This window comes from Carboxylicivirga marina, assembly GCF_016612505.1.
In the GTDB taxonomy this organism is placed as follows: Bacteria; Bacteroidota; Bacteroidia; order Bacteroidales; family Marinilabiliaceae; genus Carboxylicivirga; species Carboxylicivirga marina.
Genome location: NZ_JAENRR010000016.1, coordinates 41,538 through 64,382 on the forward strand (window position 1 = coordinate 41,538; position 22,845 = coordinate 64,382).

The window sequence follows — 22,845 nt, forward strand, 5'->3', positions numbered from 1 at the left end:
AACTTAAACATAATATGATGAGAACATTCAAATTATTTCTTGCCATTGCAATGCTTGTATCAAGTGTTTCGACAATGGCTGCCTATAAGATTGACCGCCTTGAGCCTGCATTCTGGTGGGCTGGTATGGAAAACGAAAACCTGCAGATATTGGTTTATGGCGAGGGTATTTCCGAATTACGACCAAGTATCGATTACCCGGGCGTGAGTCTTGAGCAAACAGTTCAGGTGAAATCGCCCAACTATCTGTTTTTATACCTAAAAGTAGATAAATCGGCCAAAGCTGGTTCATTCGATATCCTCTTTAAGCGCAATAACAAAACCATGGTGAAATATAATTATGAGCTTAAGCAGCGCGTAGCTGGTTCGGCCAGTCGTCAGGGTTACGATAATTCTGATGTAATGTATTTGATTACACCCGACCGTTTTGTGAATGGTGATACGTCTAACGATGAGGTTGAGGGTTTGAAAGAAGGTTTGGATCGTGCCGACGATTTTGGTCGTCATGGTGGCGATTTGGCCGGTATTATGCAAAGCCTCGATTACATCGAAGACATGGGTTACACCACATTATGGCTCAATCCGGTGATGGAAAATGATATGCCCGAAGGGTCGTATCACGGTTATGCCATTACCGATTTTTACGAAACAGATGCCCGCCATGGAAGCAATGAAGACTACGTGCAGTTATCAAAAGAACTGAAAAAGCGCAATATGAAACTGGTGATTGATATGATTATGAATCACTGTGGTTCGCATCACTGGTGGATGGAAGACTTACCAACGGATGATTGGTTAAACTTTCAGGATGGCTGGCAAGTTACCACTCACTTGCGCGAGACCAATATGGATCCATATGCTTCTGAGTACGATAAGCGCAACCATGCCGATGGTTGGTTTGTGGAGTCAATGCCCGACCTCAATCAGCGCAACCCATTGATGGCCGATTACTTGATTTATAACACCATTTGGTGGATTGAGTATGCCGATTTGGATGGCATTCGCATGGATACTTATCCTTATCCCGACAAAGCATTTATGAGCGAATGGACGCGTCGAGTGATGGAGGAATATCCTAATTTCAATATTGTAGGCGAGGAGTGGAGCTCAAACCCCGCCATTGTATCGTATTGGCAAAAAGACAAAATAAATGCCGACGGTTATGTGTCGTATATGCCTGGCGTGTTTGACTTTCCTTTGCAGGATGCTTTGGTAAAAGCCTTAAATGAAGATGACAGCCAATGGGGACAGGGCTTACCGAAATTGTATGCCACGCTGGCCGATGACCATTTGTATGCCGACCCTACACAATTGGTTATTTTCCCTGATAACCACGATATGAGCCGTTTCTATACGCAGATTAATGAAGACTTTGGGATGTTTAAAATGGGCATGGCTTTTACGGCTGTTTGTCGAGGTATTCCTCAGATATATTACGGAACCGAAATATTGATGACCAACCCCAATTCGGACTCTCACGGCGAGATTCGTGCTGAGTACCCAGGTGGTTGGGACGACCATACGGCCAATGCTTTTACAGGCGAAGGTCTAACGGCCGACCAGAAGGAAGCGCAAACCTTCACAAAGATCTTATTAAATTGGCGTAAGGGTTGTTCGGCTGTTCATGATGGCTGCTTAAAGCATTTTGCCCCTAATCATGCCAATGGTTTATACACTCTATTTCGCTACGACGATAAATCGGTGGTGATGTTGGTGATGAATAAAAACTCGGAAGCAAACGATGTCAATATCCTGCCGTTTAAAGTCGAGGTAATTGGCGCTGCCACCGAAGGTGTAGATGTGATTACGGGTAATAATGTATCCTTAGCCGGCGAAACTGTTAAAGTTGAAGGGCGTTCATTTTTGTTGGTGGAGATTAAGAAGTAAAGATATAGCTCTGAAGGAGCGACACGTAATAACCCGAGTTCGACATAAAATTAATAGCTCAGACCGCTTGTAGATAATTGTTTTCAAGGAATCTTTGCGAAGGCATAGCGGGCTATGCTAAGCAAATATGACGAAGAAAACAGTTGTTTACAAGTGGAAAACTTGGCTTTTCATTAAATAACTGATCTACTTCTCTAAATTTTATCAACATAGCTCGCTATGCTTCCAAAAATTCATATTGTATATCAGTCATTTAATAAAATCTGAGCTGTTTAATTTTAATCGAACTCGGGTTAATAGCATAGGTCGCAGGCCTATGTTTTAGATGATGAAGGTCAAGGGCTGTAGGCTTCATACGTGATAACTAAAATATTTGACTGTTTACAATGCTAAACGTAGCATTGCTTAATAAAACCCAACTACAGGTAGAGGTGCTGAGTAGTTGGGTTTTGTTGTATATGCTTGTTTTAAAACTTACATTGATGTGTAGTTGAATCAGGCCGGAGGCCTTGTTTATCATGACGTAGCGAGACGCTACGCTTAACGGGGTTATTTAGGTTTAGTAATTGCAATTTCTACATGTGCGGGTTCGTAATTTTTATGCTTTACTTTCATTAAAAGAGGTAGCTTCGGAAGTTCTCTGTTGGCAATCTTTTGTACCTCTTTGAGCAAGATGCTATTCTCATCATTCGGATATTTTACTTCATAGCCAATAAGCTTGCCATCGTTGCCGAAACCAATGCCTAACAATACATGTTCACCATTTTGAATATTGTTTAGCGCTGCACTACTGGCAAGCTTAGCGTTAATAATGGAGGTAATGGTGTCTTTTAAAAAACGTTCGGCCGGAAAGAGTTTATGAGCATCAAAAGTAACATTCTCGTTTACTTCTTTCTTTTGGATTTTGCCATCAATTACCTGATAGTGAACATCTGTTTCGTATACTGAAGCAAAAGGTCGATGATTGTACTGAATAAGTTCACCTTGAGGGCTGTATAAAGTGCCGGTATACCAATTGGCAAATGTTTTATGCTCAAAAAATTCTTCTGCGAGTGGGATTGATTTCTTGCCCTGCTGTATATTTAAAAGATAGAGTTTCCCTTCTTCGATGCTCCATGTGGCAACATAACCTCTGTTATCAATAAGGCCACTTCTTTTTAACTCAATTTCGCCAATAAACCGGTCGCCTTTGATGTCGAAATAATAGTCTAAAGGAGTACTGTATAGTACGAATGTGTCTTTGTTTGATACTAAGTAATCAGGTGCAACAGGTGATGCAATAATGCTTTGTGGATTAATAAATAGCAATGCAAAAACAAGGTAACTAAAGGCGTTTTTCATCACTTGGTCATTTTGATAGAGTTAATAAATATAAGATTAATTGATTATTCTTAGGTTGCGTCATCGGATGCGATCTTTATTTGCGAGATGGCAATAAAGATCGCATCCTTAAACTCCTGTCTTTACTCTTCTTCCACCACTTTCATACCGGCACGCAGGTCAACAATAACCCGTGCTGCCAGGTAAGTATTGTACACCTTGGGCTGGCTGGCTTTTAACAATTCCATCAACTTATCAATTTTGTTACGTAATAAGTCGTTGGCTTCACGCATCAAGCTATCCAGCTCTCTGGTGGCTTGCGAGCGGGTGACTATGGCCGAGCGAGGCGATGCAATAAGTGCCGAGAAATCGTCAATTTCTTTCTTCAGCTTCGTCACATCTTCCACTGTTTGTCCATAATCAACCAATCCACCTCCCAGTTTTACCGCTTCATCATACACATTTAAGCTCGTGACTTTTACTTCTCCATCGGTCATACGCTCCAGTTGCGAGGCCGAAATAGCGCATTTGGCTTGCAGGTCGGGCATGTCGTTCACCTGTGCATACACATACATGGTGGCCGCCAACTTTACAGTTGCCTCAATCATCTCTGCCTCTTCTTTCAATTTCAACTGCCTGGCACCGGTGGTATTGCCTTGTTGAATCTGGTGTACGGCTTCAATTTGCGCCAGCAGGTCATTAAATTTTACAATAAAACTTTCAAGGGCTTTAATCAGGCTTAGTTCGGCAGGGTAGGTGCCAAACACATTTCTCACGGCCAAAAACATGGCCAATCGGTTGCGTTGTATCGCATTCATAGTTTAACATTTAGTTAGTTAATAAAAATGAGCCTCACTAATGAGTACTCATTAGTTAATTGCAGAAAACGAAAAACGTAACATGCTTTTTATGGGTTATTTTACATAGATGTGATGAATGCATTTATTTCTTATGTAAATGAATAATTATTAGAGACTAATGGATAGTAAATTAAATACTTCGAGTTAACAGTATGTATAATAGGCTATTATTCATGGCCGATATGTAACAGTAGTAGGGAAGTATGTAAGGCCATTAGAATCGTATGTAAGCCTGTGAGCATTCAATGTAATCCCAACAGCGAAATATGCATGGTCAATAGCCGCGTATGTAAGTGCATCAGCGTCGTATGCAAAGGCAACAGTACGATATGTATTGACCTTAGTGCTGTATGTAATCAAAACAGCATTGTATACAGCAACCTCAGCGCGATATGTAAGACCATTAGCAGCGTATGTAAGCTCAATAGTGTCGTATGTATGACTAACAGAGCGATATGTAAGGCCGTTAGCAGTGTATGTAATCACAACAGCAGCGTATGTAAGACCAACAGAATGATATGTAAGCCTGTCAGCACTCACATATTCAAATCTTCCCCAGGGAAGCATTGATTCACATTGTATAAAGAGAATTCTGTGCCTCGGCGTTTGTATAATAAATTACACCCGAAGAAGCAAGGTTCATGTCTAACAGTCTATAGTCTAACCGTTTTTATCAGTAAGCTGCCTAAAACAAAGCCCCACATCCAACGATGCAGGGCTTTTGTCTTGAGTCTTATGTCTATTATCTTAAAGCCAAGCTGTAACTAACTTCGGTCTCCGGACTTCAAGCTTCGGACTTATTTCTACTTATATTCATCCCAATGCTTAATGCTAATATTATCCTGTCCCCATTTGCAGAACGAATAGATAAAGGCACTCGCTAAGCGGGCGTTGGTAATCAACGGAATGTTAAAGTCAATGGCATCACGACGAATCGAGTAACCATTCTTCAACTCATCCTTACTCAGGTTCTTCGGAATGTTAATCACAAAGTCAATCTTCTTATCGCGGATATACTCCACTGTGTTTGGCGACTTTTTCTCGCTTGGCCAGTGAAGCAAGGTTGTTTCTACGCCATTCTCAGCAAAGAACTTGTGCGTACCTCCTGTGGCAAATAGGTTGTAGCCTCGCTCTTTTAACATCTTGGCACTTTGTAGCAATTCCAGTTTTGAACGTGCCGGACCTGATGATATCAAAATATTCTTTTCAGGAATACGGTAGCCAACGGCTAGCATCGATTGAAGGATGGCATCGTAATAGTTATCGCCAATACAACCAACCTCACCGGTAGATGACATGTCAACACCCAATACAGGGTCGGCCTTGGCCAATCGGGCAAACGAGAACTGAGGAGCTTTGATACCTACGTAATCCAGTTCGAACGAGCTTTTGGTCAGTTTCTCAACCGGCAAGCCAAGCATGGCACGAGTAGCCATGTCAATTAAGTTCACCTTCAATACCTTCGATACGAATGGAAAACTACGCGAAGCACGCAGGTTACACTCAATCACTTTTATATCATTGTCTTTGGCCAGCAGCTGCATGTTAAACGGACCGGTAATATTTAATCCTTTAGCAATCTCGCGAGCAATGCGCTTCACACGGCGAATGGTTTCCACATATAATTTCTGTGGTGGGAACACGATAGTTGCATCACCTGAGTGTACGCCGGCAAACTCAACGTGCTCACTAATGGCGTAACCTACCACTTCGCCGTTGTTAGCTACTGCATCTACCTCAATCTCTTTAGCTTGCTCGATAAATTCCGATACAACAACAGGGAATTCCTTCGATACATTAGCAGCCAAGGTTAAGAAATGCTCCAGTTCGTCTTTGTTTGATACCACATTCATGGCAGCACCCGAAAGAACGTACGACGGTCGAACCAATACCGGGAAACCTACTTCATCAACAAAGGTAAAGATGTCCTCGATGGATGTTAGTTCGCTCCAACGTGGCTGATCAACACCCAGGTCATCCAACAGGCTTGAGAATTTCTGACGATTCTCAGCGCGGTCAATATCTTCTGGTGATGTTCCTAAAATAGGTACTTGCTGACGGTGAAGTTTCATGGCCAGGTTATTCGGTATCTGTCCTCCTACCGACACAATTACTCCTTTAGGCGTTTCCAGGTCGATAATATCCAATACGCGCTCTTGTGTTAACTCATCAAAGTACAAGCGGTCGCACATGTCATAGTCGGTACTCACCGTTTCCGGGTTGTAGTTAATCATCACCGAGCGATGATTCTCTTGCTTATTAATGGTATTCAATGCATTTACACTACACCAGTCAAACTCTACCGACGAACCAATACGATAAGCCCCCGAACCTAGTACCACAACAGATTTACCATCTTTTTCGTAGTCGATGTCATGAGTAGCTCCGCTATAGGTTAAATACAGGTAATTGATTTGTGCCGGAAACTCACCGGCCATGGTATCAATTTGCTTCACCACAGGCGTAATGCCATTGGCCTTACGGAAGTCGCGAACTTTTAACAAGCCCTCTTCCATGTTCTTCGAGTTCAACACCAATCGTGCCACCTGAAAATCGGAGAAGCCCATCTTTTTGGCATCTAAAAGAGCCTCTTCCGGTAATTTATCTAATGCATCGTGCTTGCCAAGTAAGTTGGCGTGGTCCGATATATTCTTTAGTTTCTCAAGGAACCATTTGTCGATACGTGTCAATTCATGGATTTCATCAACACTGGCGCCTTCTTCAAAGGCTTGTGCAATGGCAAATACACGCTGGTCGGTTGGTTCTTCCAGCTCTTTCTTCACGTCTTGGGCGAATGGTTGGTTACCCACAAAGCCGTGCATGCCTTGTCCTACCATTCGCAATCCTTTCTGAATGGCCTCTTCAAAATTACGACCAATGGCCATAATCTCACCCACCGACTTCATGCTCGAACCAATCTCTTTCGATACACCGGTAAACTTACCCAAATCCCAACGAGGAATTTTACAGACGATGTAGTCTAATGCCGGCTCAAAGAACGCAGTGGTTGTTTTGGTTACTGAGTTCTTCAACTCGTGTAAGCTATAACCTAATCCAAGCTTAGCAGCGATAAATGCCAATGGATAACCGGTTGCTTTTGATGCTAGTGCCGATGAGCGCGATAAACGGGCATTCACCTCAATCACACGGTAATCTTCTGAGTAAGGGTCTAATGCATATTGTACGTTACACTCACCCACAATACCAATGTCGCGTATAATTTTAATGGCTAACTCACGTAATTTATGGTATTCAGCGTTAGACAATGTTTGTGATGGAGCTACTACGATGGACTCACCGGTATGAATTCCCAGCGGGTCGAAGTTTTCCATGTTACAAACGGTGATACAGTTGTTGTAAGCATCACGCACCACTTCGTACTCTACCTCTTTCCAGCCTTTTAGTGATTCTTCAACCAATATCTGGTTCGAATAAGAAAAGGCATTTTCAGCCCGTTCAATCAGCTCTTCGGTAGAGTGGCAGAAGCCAGAACCCATGCCTCCTAGTGTGTAGGCAGCACGAACAATGATTGGGAAACCAATCTTTTTAGAAGCTTCAACAGCTTCGTCAACTGTTGTTACGGCTATGCTGACCGGTGTTTTAACGTCAATTTTTCGAAGCTGGTTGGCAAAAATCTCACGGTCTTCGGTGTTGATGATGGCCTGAACAGGAGTTCCTAATACTTCAACATTGTACTTCTCTAAAGTTCCTGCCTGATATAGTGCAGTACCGCAGTTAAGAGCTGTTTGACCACCAAATGCCAACAGGATACCTTCTGGCTTTTCTTTCTTAAACACCTCTTCAACGAAGTAAGGGGTTACCGGCAGATAGTAAATCTTATCGGCAATGCCTTCTGATGTTTGAACAGTAGCAATGTTCGGGTTGATTAAAACCGTTTCAATGCCTTCTTCTTTAAGAGCTTTTAAGGCTTGGGAACCTGAATAATCAAATTCACCCGCTTCACCAATTTTCAGCGCGCCCGACCCCAGAACTACGACCTTTTTGACGTTCTTCTTCATCTTATTCTATAATTATTATTGTTTCTTCTTTTACAATAAAACCTGCTTAAACCAACAAGCAAGTTCCAAACATCTAAGACAATAAACAACCTTATAAGTGCATAAATCAACCGGTTTTTTTAACATCTTTTGTCTATAATTATGCAATTATTTGTAGCATGATGACATATGTTACCTTCTTTTTCTACAAAATCTTTCATTTTTATGCATGCTAATACGCTCGCCCTGTTAAAGTGAGTTATTAGGTTTGAGATAATAGGAAAATGAAAGAAAAACAGTGGGGATACCCCTTGTAGAGTGTAGTCAGATAAGTGTATGTACAGACCAAATTTAGTCACCCGTTGACTGCTGTTTTATGCGTTTTATAAATTATTGTCGTGCAAAAATACATATTTTTTGCAAAAAACCACTTTGAAATTAATAATTATTGAATAAATTTGCATCGTCGATGTATAAATATACATTCAACAAAGAAGAAGAACCAAATGAAGATTAAAGCACAACGATTATTAGCAATCAAGCAAATTATTAGTTCCCGAAAGGTAAGTTCACAAGAGGAGCTGGTGGTTATGCTTGAAGCCGAAGGGTATAAGATTACGCAGGCTACCTTGTCGCGTGATTTAAAATACCTGAAAGTGGCAAAAGTGCCAGATGCTGAAACGGGGTATAAATACATTGTACCTGAAACAGCACAAAAAAATGATGAACCGGCCAAGCATGAAGAGTTTCCGGTGAGTGGTGTTGAATCAATTGAGTTTTCAGGTCATCTGGCCATCATGAAAACTCGCCCAGGCTTTGCCAATGGCATTGCTTCGGTAATTGATAGCCATGGGCCGTATGAGATTTTAGGAACCATTGCAGGCGACGATACAATATTATTAATCAGTCGTGAGGGGGTTTCCAAATCTGATGTCATCAACGCTTTATCATTGTTTATGCCGGGATTGAAAGAAAAGACCTTGTAGGGAATTGATTTTCGGTATGTAAATCAATTTGGACTAACAGAATAATTAACATGAGTAAGTTTAACATATTTGTCGCAGCGAAAGAACATCTCAATTATGTAGATGTGGTGTTGGATACCATAGCAGAAGCTGCTAAGGTGCGAGGAACGGGTATTGCCAAGCGAAGTCCTGAATATCTTCAAAAGAAGATTGAAGAGGGGAAGGCTGTATTGGCATTGCAAGGTGATGAATTTGCCGGGTTTTGTTACATCGAAACTTGGGGGCACGACAATTTTGTGGCCAACTCTGGGTTAATTGTGGTTGATAAGTTTAGAGGTCACGGTTTAGCCAAAGCTATTAAAACGAAGGCTTTTGAATTGTCACGCGAAAAATTTCCACACGCTAAAATATTTGGTTTAACCACTGGTTTGGCGGTGATGAAGATAAATTCTGACCTGGGATATCGCCCTGTGACATTTTCTGAGTTAACCGATGACGAACAGTTCTGGAAAGGTTGTCAGAGCTGTGTTAACTATGATATATTAGTTCGAACCGAAAGAAAGCATTGTTTATGTACCGGTATGTTGTTCGATCCTGATCGCAACAATCATTCGGTAAAAGGTAAGAAGTCAAACAATGTATTGTCCCGAATAAAAAAAGCTGTCACTAAAAAGGATGGTAAAATAGGAAAGACTTTAAAAGCAATAACGGCATTGTTTTAAGTAGATATTGATAAATATATAACGATGAAGGAAAAGGTAGTTTTAGCGTACAGCGGTGGTTTAGATACTTCATTTTGTGTGAAGTACTTAGCTGAGGAGAAGAGTCTGGAGATTTACTCAGCAATAGCCAATACCGGTGGGTTTAGTGATGATGAACTAAACGATATTGAGACAAAAGCTTACGAATTGGGCGTTGCAAAGCATGCGACACTTGATGTCACAGAGCGCTACTACCGACGCTGTATTCGTTATATGATTTTTGGAAACGTATTAAAAAATAATACTTATCCGCTTTCAGTTAGCTCAGAGCGTATTTTTCAGGCTTTAGCAATTGTTGATTATGCACGTTCGGTTGGAGCAAAATACATTGCTCACGGAAGTACCGGTGCAGGTAACGATCAAATTCGTTTTGATCTGACTTTTCAGGTCTTAGCACCAGAAATTAAAGTGATTGCACCAATTCGTGATTTAAAACTGTCGCGCGAAGCTGAGATTGATTACCTGAAAGAGCGTGGCGTGGTTCGAGACTGGACCAAAATGGAATATTCCATTAATAAAGGACTATGGGGAACCAGCGTTGGAGGAAAGGAAACATTGACTTCTAATTTGACTTTACCTGAAGGTGCATACCCTAGTCAACTGAAGAAAGAAGATGAGGAAACGGTAGAGCTTGGATTTGTAAAAGGTGAATTGGCAACTGTGAACAATGCGGCCTTTGACGATCCGATTGAAGCAATTAAAGAAATAGAAACTCTGGGTGCTGCTTATGCCATTGGGCGTGATATGCACGTAGGTGATACCATCATAGGAATTAAAGGTAGAGTTGGCTTTGAAGCAGCTGCACCACTTATAATCATTAATGCTCACCATGTTTTGGAGAAGCATGTGTTAACCAAGTGGCAAATGCATTGGAAAGAGCAATTGTCAAATTGGTATGGCATGTTTTTACATGAATCGCAATATCTGGAGCCGGTTATGCGCGATATTGAGAAGTTCCTTGAGAGTTCGCAGCAAAATGTAACTGGTAAGGTTATCATTAAGTTAAAGCCTTATCGTTTCGATGTGGTAGGAATTGAGTCAGATCATGATTTAATGAGTAGTGCCTTTGGTGAGTATGGCGAAATGAATAAGGCATGGACGGCACAAGATGTAGAAGGTTTTACAACGATTATGGCCACGCCAATGAAGATTTTTAATGCAGTTAACAAGGGGCAACTCGATTTAAAGGATGGCAATGATTAAAGTTGGAATAATTGGTGGAGCAGGTTATACCGCTGGTGAGCTTATCCGGATCTTATTAAATCATTCGCAAGCCGAAATTGCATTTGTGCAGAGTACGAGTCAGGCAGGTCTGCCAGTTACTGATATTCATAGAGATTTGATCGGTGAAACCACTCTGGTATTTGTCGATGAGGTCAATTACTCAGTAGATGTGCTGTTTCTATGCATGGGTCACGGGCGTTCGCGCAGCTTTGTGGAAGCCATTCCAGCTTCGTTTAATGGTAAAATAATCGACCTGAGTAACGACTATCGCTTGAAAGATTCTGCTGAAGGCTTTATTTATGGTCTGCCAGAGCTTAATCATGAGCTTATTAAGCAGAGTGATAAAATTGCCAATCCCGGATGCTTTGCTACCGCCATACAAATTGCACTGCTGCCCTTGGCTGATGCTGAGCAGTTAAATGAGGTACATATTCATGCGATAACGGGTTCGACCGGAGCCGGTCAGGCATGCTCGTCTACCACGCATTTTAGCTGGCGTAATAATAATGCATCTGTTTATAAGTCGTTCGAACATCAGCATCTTGGTGAAATTGGAGAGTCGATGCTGCAATTGCAGCCAGACTTTAGTGAGGATATCAATTTTGTACCTATTCGAGGGAATTATCCTCGCGGTATTTTAGCATCAGTATATATTGAAAGTGAGTTGTCAGAAGAAGCTGCAAAATCACTTTTTGAAATATTCTATCAGGGGCATCCTTTCACTTTTGTGGTAAATGAAAATCCAGATGTGAAGCAAGTGGTTAATACCAATAAGGCTCTTGTTAGTGTTAAGAAATATGGAACAAAACTTCATATAGTCAGTGTGATAGATAATTTGCTCAAAGGAGCATCTGGTCAGGCTGTGCAAAATATGAATCTTTTATTTGGTTTGGATGAAGCAGAGGGTCTTCATTTAAAATCTGTGGCATTTTAGAATGTTATTATCCCACAGATTATTTGGTTTAAATTTAGGTGTTCATTCTTCTTTGGATGAAGGCCAACTGCTTTGAGTACCATGGGCTTTAGCTCATGGTACTTCATCCTGTTTTTCGATTGAATCTTACTTTTATTTTATATAGAAAGGGCCATTGTTATGGAACTATTTGATGTATACTCACTGTTTGATATTACACCAGTTCGTGGTGAAGACTGTTATGTGTGGGATAATGAAGGCAATAAGTACCTCGATTTGTATGGTGGTCATGCCGTCATTTCAGTAGGGCATAGTCATCCGCATTATGTCGATAGAATAAACTCGCAACTCCAAAAAATAGGGTTTTATAGTAATTCTGTAGAAAACCCTATGCAACAAGAGTTAGCTGATAAATTGGGGCAGCTATGCGGAATGGATGATTACCAATTGTTCTTATGTAATTCTGGTGCTGAAGCAAACGAAAATGCTTTAAAATTGGCATCTTTTCATACAGGTCGAAAAAAAATTCTGGCCTTTGAGAGAGGGTTTCATGGCCGTACCTCAGGGGCAGTAGCCATTACAGATAACGAGAAAATAATTGCTCCATTCAATGCTGGGCATGAGGTTGAGATTGTTCCATGGGAAGATATTGAAGCTGTTGAAAAATCCGTGGCATCTAAAGGTGTTGCAGCCGTTATTATTGAAGGTATTCAAGGAATTGGTGGTATTTATGTGCCTTCACCTGATTTTCTCATGGCATTACAAAAGTTGTGTCGCGATACGGGGACCTTATTAATATTGGATGAGATTCAGTCAGGTTACGGAAGAAGTGGAAAGTTTTTTGCCTTTCAATATGCAGATATAGAGCCTGATATGGTAACGATGGCTAAGGGGATGGGCAATGGATTTCCGATCGGTGGTGTTCTTGTAGCTCCTCACATAAAGCCTTCCAAAGGATTATTAGGAACGACCTTCGGTGGCAATTATCTGGCATGCGCTGCAGGTTTAGCTGTATTAGAGATAATGCAGGATGAGAACTTGATTGCAAATGTTAATAAAAGTGAAAAATACCTTTTAAGCAAATTGCGTAAAAGCATTGATATCAAGGATATACGAGGGATGGGCTTAATGTTGGCAATTGAAGGGTATGAAAAAATAGCTGGCATAAGACAGGAATTATTGTTTAAAAGTTATATTTTTACCGGCGTTTCCGGCACATATACAATGAGGTTACTGCCTCCAATGACTCTCAATGAGAGCCATATAGACTGTTTTATATCCAGTCTTGAGGCTGCTGTTGATAGTGGTTAATATCATAATAAGATGGTAAGATCGTACTGGAACGAAGAATGGAAAGAAGTAGAGTTTGAAAAAGGTGCATTGAAGAAAAGATATGCAATTTCAAGCTACGGTAGAATTATTAGTTACACCGACAAAATTGAAGCTGGAGATTATATCAGAGGCGGTAAATTAAGAGGTTATCCAACCTTGCCGTTGAGGCCTTTCGGTAAATCAAAAACCTTCTATGTACACAAGTTGGTTGCTGAATTATTTTTACCCAAAACTTCTCCTGATCAAGAGTTTGTAATTCATCTGGATTACAATAAATCAAACAACTTTATTGAGAACCTTCAGTGGGCTAATAAAAAGGAAATGTTTGCACATCAGCAAAATAATCCTTCGGTATTAGAAGCTCGGGAGAAACAAAAAGGACGCAAAACACAGCAAGGCCATAAACTTACTGCTACCCAGGTGATGCGATTAAAGATGAAGATTAATGATCCGAATCGCAAAACAAGATTAAAGTTAATAGCTAGGGAATTTGGGATTAGCGAAATGCAACTTTATCGTATTAAATCTGGTGAGAACTGGTCTCATGTGAAAGTAGAAGCTCCGAACGAAGAGAGTTAGTAGGCTTTCTGCAGGACTTTTTGTTTGTTTTTGTGTAGGTTTGTAAGTACAAGCATTCTTTTTCTTATAGGTTGACACGAGGGCAACACAAAAAATGATAGCATGAAAGTTAATAAAATAGCTATAATTGGTGGTGGTAACTTAGGTACTGCCATCGCAAAGGGGTTATTGTCAAATGGTTTATTAAAACCATCACAAATTACCATTACCAGGCGTCGTACTTCTTTATTGGCTGATTTTGCCGATAAAGGAGTTGTTGTTACTAAAGACAATAAAGCTGCTGCCAAAGGGGCCGATATTGTCTTTTTGGGTATAAAACCATATCAGTTAGAAGAGGTTGTAAAAGAAATTACAACAGAGTTGGCTGAGAATACATTGTTAATTTCTTTAGCTACAGGTGTTTCATCTGAACTAATTCAATCGTATTGCGGACTTAGTTTGCCAATATTCAGAGCTATGCCAAATACAGCCATTGAAATTGGGGAATCGATGACGTGTATTTCGGCATATAATGCGACAGAAGAGCAGGAAGAGAAAGTCTTAAAACTGTTTTCAGAGATGGGACAGGCTTTAATAATTCCTGAAGAGTTAATGGCAGCATCTACCGTTTTGGCAGCTTGCGGAATTGCTTATGCCATGCGTTTTATACGTGCTGCTACACAAGGAGGGATAGAAATTGGTTTCGGATCGAAACTGGCGCTGCAAATTTCTGCTCAAACCATTAAGGGAGCTGCTGATTTATTAATTCAAAAAGGCACGCATCCCGAAGATGAAATTGATAAAGTTACCACGCCTCGTGGTGTCACTATTTCCGGTCTTAATGAGATGGAGCATCAGGGTTTTAGCTCATCCTTAATTAAGGGCTTGCTGACGTCTTTTAATAAGATAGAAAACGGGAAATAGCAGCCATGTACGATAAGATTTGTATTAAAATAGGTTCAAATGTATTGGCCAATTCAGAAGGAGGGCTTAATAAAAGTCGCATAAATGAATTGGTGATGCAAATTGCACGCCTGCATCAGCAGGGAAAGAAGGTCGTGTTGGTTTCGTCAGGAGCTGTGGCGTCTGCCCGTGGTATTGTTGTGCCCGATAAAAAAACAGATCGTGTTTCTCAGCGTCAGCTTTTGTCTTCTGTGGGGCAGGTTAAGCTAATGAATTTATATGCTCAGCTGTTTGATTTGCACGATATTCAAATTGCCCAGGTGTTGGTAACAAAACAGGATTTTAGCACTCGTGAGCATTACCTTAATATGAAAAATTGCGTCAATGCCTTGTGGGAAAATGGCGTTTTGCCTATCGTCAATGAAAACGATGCGGTTTCGGTTACAGCTCTGATGTTCACCGATAATGATGAGCTAAGTGGCATGATGGCCTCAATGATGGGGTGTCAGGGCTTACTTATACTCTCTAATGTCGATGGTATTTATAATGGACATCCGAATGATGCTGGCGTTTCTGTTATCCCTGAGATTAGTGCTGAGGAAAAAGATCTCGAACAATTTATTTCGGCCGCTAAATCAGATTTTGGTAGAGGCGGCATGTTAACCAAGTGTCGTGTAGCACAAAAATCAGCCATGTCGGGTATTAATGTGCACATTGCTAATGGACAAAAAGAGGGTATCATTACTCGTTTAATGGAACAAGAACAAGTAGTAGAACATACGCACTTTAAGGCTGGTGAAGGTTATCCGGCCGTTAAACAATGGATTGCCTATTCTGAAGGTTTTGCCAAAGCAGAAGTAGTTATTAATGCAGGCGCGTTAACTGCGCTGTGTTCCAATAAAGCTGTTAGTCTGCTCTTGGCCGGTGTTACAAGTTTGCCAACTGACTTTGAAAAAGGAGATTTACTAAAAATAATGGATTCAGATAAACGTGTCATTGGGATTGGTCGGGCTGCATATGGTAAGACGAAGGCTGAAAAGCACCTGAGTGACAGTAAATATAAACCCTTGATTCATTATGATTACCTATATGTTTTCCCAGAGTTTTTGAGTTAATAAGCAAATCCTATCATCATGTATGAATCCTATTTTCAAAAAGTAAAGGAAGCTTCTCGTGGTCTGTTACGATTGCGTGATGAGCAGGTGTCTTCCATTCTTAAATCACTAGCCAAGGAGCTTTGTCTTGCAAAAGATTCAATAATAGACGCCAATAAGATTGATTTAGAACGTATGTCAGTCGAAGATCCTAAATATGATCGACTGAAATTAACAAAAGAACGCATAGAGGCTATAGCTGATGATGTTGAAAACGTAGCAACTCTGCCTTGCCCTGTTGGGGAAGTGTTGGAGAAAAAAACATTATCAAATGGTCTTGAATTGGAGAAAAGGCGTGTGGCACTTGGTGTTGTAGGTGTTATTTATGAAGCGCGCCCCAATGTGACCATTGATGTATTTTCATTGTGTTTGCGTTCGGGTAATGCCTGTGTACTCAAAGGCGGAAGTGATGCTGAAAACAGCAATGCTGTATTGGTGGATATTATTCGAAATGTTTTAGAAAAGCATCAGGTGAGTGTTGATGTTGTACAGTTATTACCTGCAGATAGGAAGGCGACTGATGAATTAATGAATGCAGTTGCTTATGTGGATGTATTGATTCCACGTGGTTCACAGGGATTAATTAATGCCGTGCGCGATAATGCTAAACTTCCGGTTATTGAAACAGGTGCTGGTATTGTGCATACTTATTTTGATGTATCTGGAGATCTTGATATTGGACAGCAGGTTGTGTTAAACGCAAAAACAAGGCGGGTGAGTGTTTGTAATGCCTTGGATTGTCTGGTACTTCACCAGAGTCGATTGAGTGATTTGCCAGTGCTAATTCATGCTATGGCTAAGGAGCATGTTGAAGTATTTGCCGATGATAAAGCTTATCAGAAATTAAAAGGATTATATCCTGATGAATTATTACATCAAGCCACAGCTGAAGATTTCGGAACGGAATTTCTATCCTTAAAACTATCAATTAAAACGGTTGAAGATTTTGAATCGGCACTTAACCATATTTACCAATATAGTTCAAAGCACAGTGAGGCAATTATTGCTGAAGATGCTGCTGTAATTGAGCGATACCTTAATGAAGTGGATGCAGCAGCTGTTTATGTTAATGCAAGCACTGCTTTTACCGATGGCGCACAGTTTGGTTTAGGTGCTGAAATTGGAATAAGCACCCAAAAGCTACATGCTCGCGGGCCAATGGGCTTACGGGAGTTAACTTCATATAAATGGATAATTAAAGGTCAGGGACAGGTACGTCCTGCTTAGAATTGAATAACTGCATTGTTCCATAACTGATTACTTGAAACGAATAAAATGAAACGATTCTTAACAGTAAACGATATTGGCGATTTAGATGTTGCTCTCAAAGAGGCGGCTGAGGTCAAGAAAAATCCATATGCTTTTGATGCTTTGGGTAAAAACAAAACCATCATATTAATATTTTTCAATTCGAGCCTTCGCACGCGTTTGAGTACGCAAAAAGCAGCTATGAACCTGGGCATGAATGTGATTGTTCTGGATGTTAATAAGGATGGCTGGAAGTTGGAAACGGAGTTTGGTGTCATTATGGATGGTGATAAACCTGAGCATTTGCGCGAAGCAGTGCCGGTTATAGGTCGCTATTGTGATATAATTGCCGTGCGTTCTTTTGCTTCTTTTGAAGATAAAAAAGCTGATTACGAAGAGCAGATTTTGTCTCAGTTTATTGAATTTGCAGGTGTTCCGGTAATCAGTATGGAGTCAGCTACACGTCATCCATTACAAGCTTTTGCCGATTTATTCACGATTGAAGAACACAAGAATAAAGAACGACCAAAAGTGGTATTGACATGGGCACCACATCCCCGTGCATTGCCTCAGGCGGTCCCTAATTCCTTTGTAGAGTGGATGAAAGAAGCTAATGTGGATTTGGTGGTGACACACCCTGAAGGATACGAGTTAGCACCAGAATTTTCTGATGGTGTCACTGTTGAGTACAATCAGAAAAAAGCTTTTGAGAATGCAGATTTTATCTATGCTAAAAACTGGGCATCTTATTCTGACTATGGACAAATTTTGAGTCAGGATAAAAGCTGGACGGTTGATGAGGAGAAAATGGACTTAACTAATAATGCCAGGTTTATGCATTGCTTGCCCGTTCGTCGTAACATGATTGTGAGCGATGCGGTAATTGATAGTGAAAATAGCATTGTGATAGATGAAGCTGCCAATAGGGTGGTATCAGCTCAGCTTGTGATTAAACGTATGTTAGAATCTTTAAAATAAAGCTATGCACGATAGATTAACAATTGTAAAGGTTGGTGGTAAAGTAGTTGAAGAACTTGATTCTTTAAAGGCTTTTATTAAAGATTTTGCCAGTATTGCCGGGCAAAAAATATTGGTGCACGGAGGTGGTCGTTCGGCTACTGCAATAGCTCAGCAATTGGGTTTGGAAACAAAAATGGTTGAAGGTCGACGCATTACCGATCAGAACATGCTGGATGTTGTTGTGATGGTTTATGGCGGGTTGGTCAATAAAAATATTGTGGCTCAGTTACAGGCCTTAAATAAGCAAGCTGTGGGTCTAACTGGTGCTGATTTAGATTTGGTTAGAGCTGTTAAGCGACCGGTGAAAGATATTGATTATGGTTATGCTGGAGACGTAACTGGAGTCAATACTGAGCAAATAGAAGATCTCATTAAGAATGGGGTGATTCCTGTTGTAGCGCCACTAACGCACGATGGTAAGGGGCAGATGTTAAATACCAATGCTGATACAATGGCAGCAGAGCTGGCTAAGGCTTTTGCTTCCGTTTTTAGGGTGTCATTGGTGTATTGTTTCGAAAAGAAAGGGGTGCTGTCGAATCCTGCAGACGATGATTCGCTTATCGCAAATCTATCATACGAAATGTTTGATGAATACAAAGAGTCTGGTGTTATCAACGATGGCATGGTGCCAAAGTTGGATAATGGATTTGCGGCATTAAAACGTGGCGTTTCGGAGGTGTTTATAACAAATATAAAAGGATTGAGCAGTGGTTTGTCATCCGGAACACTGTTGTCGTTAGATTAAAATCATGGAAGAAAAGCAAATTAAATATACCAACGAAGCTATTGAATTGCTCGTTCGGCTAATACAAATACAATCTTTTAGTCGCGAAGAAAATGATGTGGCGAACGCAATGGCTGATTACCTCACGCATAATGGATTAAGCGTGCAGCGTCAGGGCAATAATGTGTGGTGTTGGGCTAAGGAAAAGGATAATAACAAGCCAACAATTCTGTTTAACTCACATTTAGACACTGTTAGGCCATCTTCAAAATGGACCTATGATCCTTTTGGAGCCACTGTAGAAGGTGATAAATTAACCGGATTGGGTAGCAATGATGCAGGCGGTCCTTTGGTTGCTCTGATGGCAACTTTTTTATGTTTGAAGGATGAAGATTTACCATATAACCTGGTTTTTGCCGCTACGGCAGAAGAAGAGATCTCCGGAGCCAATGGTGTTGCATCGATATTGTCTGAATTGGGAAAGGTTGATTTGGGTATTGTAGGTGAACCGACTCAAATGCAGATGGCTGTCGCAGAGAAAGGTTTGATGGTGCTGGATTGTGAATCGCACGGCAAAACGGGGCATGCAGCACGAAATGAAGGAGAAAATGCTTTGTACAAAGCCATGCAGGATATTGAGTGGTTTCGTTCATACAAGTTTGATAAGGTGTCGCCACATCTAGGTGCTGTTAAAATGACAGTTACACAAGTAGAGTGCGGCAGTCAGCATAATGTGGTGCCTGATTCATGTCGTTTTGTTGTGGATGTGCGCCTAAATGAGTGTTATAGTAATAAAGAGCTTCATCAAGTCATTGAAAGTAATGTCGATTGCGATGTGAATCCACGCTCTTTTCGCTTGAATAGTTCATTTATTCCAATGGAACACCCTTTGGTTAAACGTGGAATTGAACTAGGATTATCGCACTATGGTTCTCCAACAACATCCGATCAGGCAGTGATGGATTTTACAAGCATAAAAATGGGTTGTGGCGATTCAGCTCGTTCACACACCCCCGATGAGTATATTCTCCTGTCTGAAATAAGGGAGGGAATAGATATTTATCTGAAACTTCTAAAGGACTTAGATATTAGATAGTTTTAAGGATATAAGTTGTTTATATACAATCAAAATAATGACAAAAGTCATGTAAAGTTGATAAAAGTGTATAATTATAAATAAAAAGTGAATATATTTGCCAATTCGAAAGATGGAGGTTTTTATTTCTTTCAGATAGTAACTCTCCTTGGTTGGTGATTAAGATTGTTAACAATTAAAGAGTTAAGGTATGAAGTTATGGGATAAAGGAACTTCCGTTGATAAACGAATTGAGGAATTCACCGTCGGACGCGACCGTGAGCTGGATGTTTTTCTGGCGCCTTTCGACATTTTGGGAACCATGGCGCACATTACCATGCTTGAAAGTGTTGGTCTTTTAGAGAAGAGTGAACTGGATGTTCTTTTGCTAGAATTAAAGTCTTTATATAAGAATTCACTTGGAGAAAACTTCAAAATTGAGGACGGTATTGAGGATGTGCACTCGCAGGTTGAACTAATGCTAACCCGCAAATTGGGAGATGTAGGAAAAAAAGTACACAGTGGTCGTTCACGTAACGATCAGGTACTTCTCGACCTGAAATTGTATACTCGTCATCGTATTGAGGAGTTGGTTAAAGCCATCGATAAACTGTTTATTGTGCTTCAACAAAAGAGTGAAGAACAAAAGTCGGTTTTGATTCCAGGTTATACACACCTTCAAGTGGCTATGCCATCATCCTTTGGTGTTTGGTTTGGTGCCTTTGCCGAAAGTTTGGCCGATGACTTGTTATTGATGCAGGCAGCCTGGCGGACAGCCAATCAAAACCCTTTGGGTACTGCAGCTGGTTATGGCTCTTCATTTCCATTAAATAGAACAATGACGACGGAGTTGTTGGGCTTTGAGGATTTGAATTATAACGTTGGTTATGCACAAATGGCACGCGGTAAGATGGAACGAACTGTTGCTTATGCCATGTCATCTGTAGCGCAAACGATAGGGAAATTAGCAGTTGATGGATGTTTATTTACAAGTCAGAACTTTGGATTTTTAAAGTTGCCAGATGAGTTAACAACTGGTTCGAGTATTATGCCCCATAAAAAGAATCCAGATGTGTTTGAATTACTTCGGGCACATTGCAATAAGTTGCAGGCATTACCAGAATCCATTGGCATGATTACAGCCAATTTACCAACGGGGTATTTCAGGGACTTGCAGTTGATAAAAGAGGTGTTTATGCCTGCATTTGATGAATTACTCGACTGTTTGGAGATTGCCACTTTTGCCATTGAAAATATCGATGTGAAAACGGATGTGATGGAGGATAACAAGTATAAATTGGCATTCAGTGTTGAAGAAGTAAATAAGTTGGTATTAAGTGGTGTGCCATTTAGGGATGCCTATAAGCAAGTTGGTTTAGCAATTGAAGCAGGCCAGTTTGAAACAGATTACCAGGTTAATCACACGCATGAAGGTTCTGTCGGTAATTTGTGTAATGATAAGATTGAACGAAAAAAGAATAAGATAATTAAGGAATTTGGTTTTGAAAAGGTGACTGAGGTCATTCAAAACTTATTAAAATAAACAACATATGGCAATATTTGAGAAATTGGCAAAGGATGCAGTGGTATCCAGTGATATTGATAAGACATTGTTTGATGAATACAGTGTGAAGCGAGGATTGCGTAATGCCGATTTTTCTGGAGTACTAGTAGGCTTAACAACCATCGGTGATGTAGAGGGTTATGACAAAGTAGATGGAAAGCTTGTCCCAAAAGACGGAAAGCTGTTTTACCGGGGTGTAGAGCTTAAGGATTTGGCCAAAGGCTTTCAATCGGCCGGGCGACATGGATTCGAAGAAACAGCATATTTGCTCTTGTCTGGACAATTGCCAAGTGTCGAAGAACTAAATGCATTTACAGCTGAGTTAGAGCTGGAGCGTCATTTGCCGCCATTCTTTTCAAAAAATATGATTCTTTCGCTTCGTGGGAGAGATATTATGAATATGCTGGCACGTTCGGTTCTGGGACTTTATACTGCTGACGAAAAAGCTGAGGATTTATCGCCTGAAAATTTGATTCAGCAGTCGATAAGTTTGATTGCTAAGTTTCCCGTGATTGTGGCTTACTCCTATTTCGGAATGCGTCATTCGTACCAAAAGAAATCATTGGTTATTCGTCACCCACAACCGCATTTGAGTACAGCCGAGAACTTCTTGTATATGCTCAAAGGTGATAATTACACGCAGTTAGAAGCCGATTTGCTGGATTTATCATTAGTGATACATGCCGAGCATGGAGGTGGTAATAATTCATCGTTTACAACACGTGTGGTTAGTTCGGCACAAACCGATACTTACTCAGCCATTGCGGCAGCATTAGGTTCACTTAAAGGAGGTCTTCACGGAGGTGCCAACCTGAAAGTGATGGACATGATGGAGAATATTAAGGTCAATGTGAAAGATTGGCGCGATGAGAAAGAAATTAAAGCGTATTTACTTAAGCTTTTAAATAAAGAGGCGTTTGATAATACAGGTAAGATATACGGAATTGGTCACGCTATTTATACTAATTCGGATCCTCGTGCTGTATTATTAAAAGAAAAAGCCGAAGCTTTGGCCGTCGAAAAAGGGCGTGTTGATGAATTTCATCTATATGCCGCTATTGAGCGATTGGCGCCTCAGGTATTTTATGATTTTAAAGGTGCTAATGCCAAAGTGATTTGTGCCAATGTCGATTTTTACAGTGGATTTGTATATGAGTGCTTACAGATTCCGAAAGAGATTTACACACCTATTTTCGCGGTTTCGCGTATAGCAGGATGGTGTGCGCATCGCATCGAAGAAGTTACTTTTTCGAGTAAACGTATTATTCGTCCAGCCTATAAAAATGTATCAGAAAGACACGATTATATAGCATTAGACAATAGATAGATATTAAGAGTTT

General features: G+C 40.6%; 19 protein-coding genes. 15 read left to right on the forward strand and 4 right to left on the reverse strand.

What is annotated here, in order from left to right:
• The first annotated feature begins 17 nt into the window (after positions 1 to 17).
• Positions 18 to 1,886, forward strand: coding sequence for a glycoside hydrolase family 13 protein (locus tag JIV24_RS08895; protein WP_200464679.1), 1,869 nt, complete (start codon positions 18 to 20; stop codon positions 1,884 to 1,886).
• A gap of 549 nt (positions 1,887 to 2,435) precedes the next feature.
• Here JIV24_RS08895 and JIV24_RS08900 read toward each other — a convergent pair.
• The 4 genes from JIV24_RS08900 to carB all read right to left on the reverse strand — a co-directional run bounded on the left by JIV24_RS08900 (position 2,436) and on the right by carB (position 8,085).
• Positions 2,436 to 3,227 (reverse strand): hypothetical protein, encoded by a 792-nt coding sequence (locus JIV24_RS08900; RefSeq protein ID WP_200464680.1) that lies wholly within the window; start codon positions 3,225 to 3,227, stop codon positions 2,436 to 2,438.
• Positions 3,228 to 3,349: 122 nt separating this feature from the next.
• A complete protein-coding gene (locus JIV24_RS08905; protein ID WP_200464681.1) occupies positions 3,350 to 4,024 on the reverse strand; it encodes a hypothetical protein in 675 nt (224 codons plus the stop codon).
• Positions 4,025 to 4,237: 213 nt separating this feature from the next.
• Positions 4,238 to 4,633 carry a hypothetical protein gene (locus JIV24_RS08910; RefSeq protein ID WP_200464682.1) on the reverse strand — a complete coding sequence of 132 codons (396 nt, stop codon included), beginning with the start codon at positions 4,631 to 4,633 and terminating at the stop codon, positions 4,238 to 4,240.
• Between the two features lie 236 nt (positions 4,634 to 4,869).
• On the reverse strand, positions 4,870 to 8,085 hold the full coding sequence (gene carB / locus JIV24_RS08915) for a carbamoyl-phosphate synthase (glutamine-hydrolyzing) large subunit (RefSeq protein ID WP_200464683.1): 3,216 nt from the start codon (positions 8,083 to 8,085) through the stop codon (positions 4,870 to 4,872).
• A 485-nt stretch (positions 8,086 to 8,570) separates the two neighbouring features.
• Here carB and argR point away from each other — a divergent pair, with 485 nt between their 5' ends.
• The 14 genes from argR to JIV24_RS08985 all read left to right on the forward strand — a co-directional run bounded on the left by argR (position 8,571) and on the right by JIV24_RS08985 (position 22,832).
• A complete protein-coding gene (argR, locus tag JIV24_RS08920; RefSeq protein ID WP_200464684.1) occupies positions 8,571 to 9,050 on the forward strand; it encodes an arginine repressor in 480 nt (159 codons plus the stop codon).
• Positions 9,051 to 9,100: 50 nt separating this feature from the next.
• On the forward strand, positions 9,101 to 9,751 hold the full coding sequence (locus tag JIV24_RS08925) for a GNAT family N-acetyltransferase (RefSeq protein ID WP_200464685.1): 651 nt from the start codon (positions 9,101 to 9,103) through the stop codon (positions 9,749 to 9,751).
• Between the two features lie 24 nt (positions 9,752 to 9,775).
• Positions 9,776 to 10,993 (forward strand): argininosuccinate synthase, encoded by a 1,218-nt coding sequence (locus JIV24_RS08930; protein WP_200464686.1) that lies wholly within the window; start codon positions 9,776 to 9,778, stop codon positions 10,991 to 10,993.
• Complete coding sequence (gene argC / locus JIV24_RS08935) at positions 10,986 to 11,948, forward strand: N-acetyl-gamma-glutamyl-phosphate reductase (protein WP_200464687.1); 963 nt, start codon at positions 10,986 to 10,988, stop codon at positions 11,946 to 11,948. The genes JIV24_RS08930 and argC overlap by 8 nt, the downstream gene beginning before the upstream one ends.
• A gap of 159 nt (positions 11,949 to 12,107) precedes the next feature.
• Positions 12,108 to 13,238, forward strand: a complete 1,131-nt coding sequence (locus tag JIV24_RS08940) for an aspartate aminotransferase family protein (RefSeq protein WP_200464688.1) — start codon at positions 12,108 to 12,110, stop codon at positions 13,236 to 13,238.
• A gap of 12 nt (positions 13,239 to 13,250) precedes the next feature.
• A complete protein-coding gene (locus JIV24_RS08945; RefSeq protein WP_200464689.1) occupies positions 13,251 to 13,838 on the forward strand; it encodes an HNH endonuclease in 588 nt (195 codons plus the stop codon).
• Positions 13,839 to 13,940: 102 nt separating this feature from the next.
• On the forward strand, positions 13,941 to 14,741 hold the full coding sequence (gene proC, locus JIV24_RS08950) for a pyrroline-5-carboxylate reductase (RefSeq protein WP_200464690.1): 801 nt from the start codon (positions 13,941 to 13,943) through the stop codon (positions 14,739 to 14,741).
• Positions 14,742 to 14,746: 5 nt separating this feature from the next.
• Positions 14,747 to 15,835, forward strand: coding sequence for a glutamate 5-kinase (proB, locus tag JIV24_RS08955; RefSeq protein ID WP_200464691.1), 1,089 nt, complete (start codon positions 14,747 to 14,749; stop codon positions 15,833 to 15,835).
• An 18-nt stretch (positions 15,836 to 15,853) separates the two neighbouring features.
• Complete coding sequence (locus JIV24_RS08960) at positions 15,854 to 17,101, forward strand: glutamate-5-semialdehyde dehydrogenase (RefSeq protein ID WP_200464692.1); 1,248 nt, start codon at positions 15,854 to 15,856, stop codon at positions 17,099 to 17,101.
• Positions 17,102 to 17,149: 48 nt separating this feature from the next.
• Entirely contained in the window at positions 17,150 to 18,100 is a 951-nt protein-coding gene (locus tag JIV24_RS08965) for an N-acetylornithine carbamoyltransferase (protein WP_200464693.1), read from the forward strand.
• 4 nt (positions 18,101 to 18,104) lie between these two features.
• Positions 18,105 to 18,887 carry an acetylglutamate kinase gene (argB, locus tag JIV24_RS08970; RefSeq protein WP_200464694.1) on the forward strand — a complete coding sequence of 261 codons (783 nt, stop codon included), beginning with the start codon at positions 18,105 to 18,107 and terminating at the stop codon, positions 18,885 to 18,887.
• Between the two features lie 4 nt (positions 18,888 to 18,891).
• Positions 18,892 to 19,962, forward strand: coding sequence for a M20 family metallo-hydrolase (locus tag JIV24_RS08975; protein ID WP_200464695.1), 1,071 nt, complete (start codon positions 18,892 to 18,894; stop codon positions 19,960 to 19,962).
• Positions 19,963 to 20,152: 190 nt separating this feature from the next.
• A complete protein-coding gene (gene argH, locus JIV24_RS08980) occupies positions 20,153 to 21,484 on the forward strand; it encodes an argininosuccinate lyase (RefSeq protein WP_200464696.1) in 1,332 nt (443 codons plus the stop codon).
• Positions 21,485 to 21,491: 7 nt separating this feature from the next.
• Positions 21,492 to 22,832, forward strand: coding sequence for a citrate/2-methylcitrate synthase (locus JIV24_RS08985; RefSeq protein WP_200464697.1), 1,341 nt, complete (start codon positions 21,492 to 21,494; stop codon positions 22,830 to 22,832).
• Positions 22,833 to 22,845: the final 13 nt, after the last annotated feature.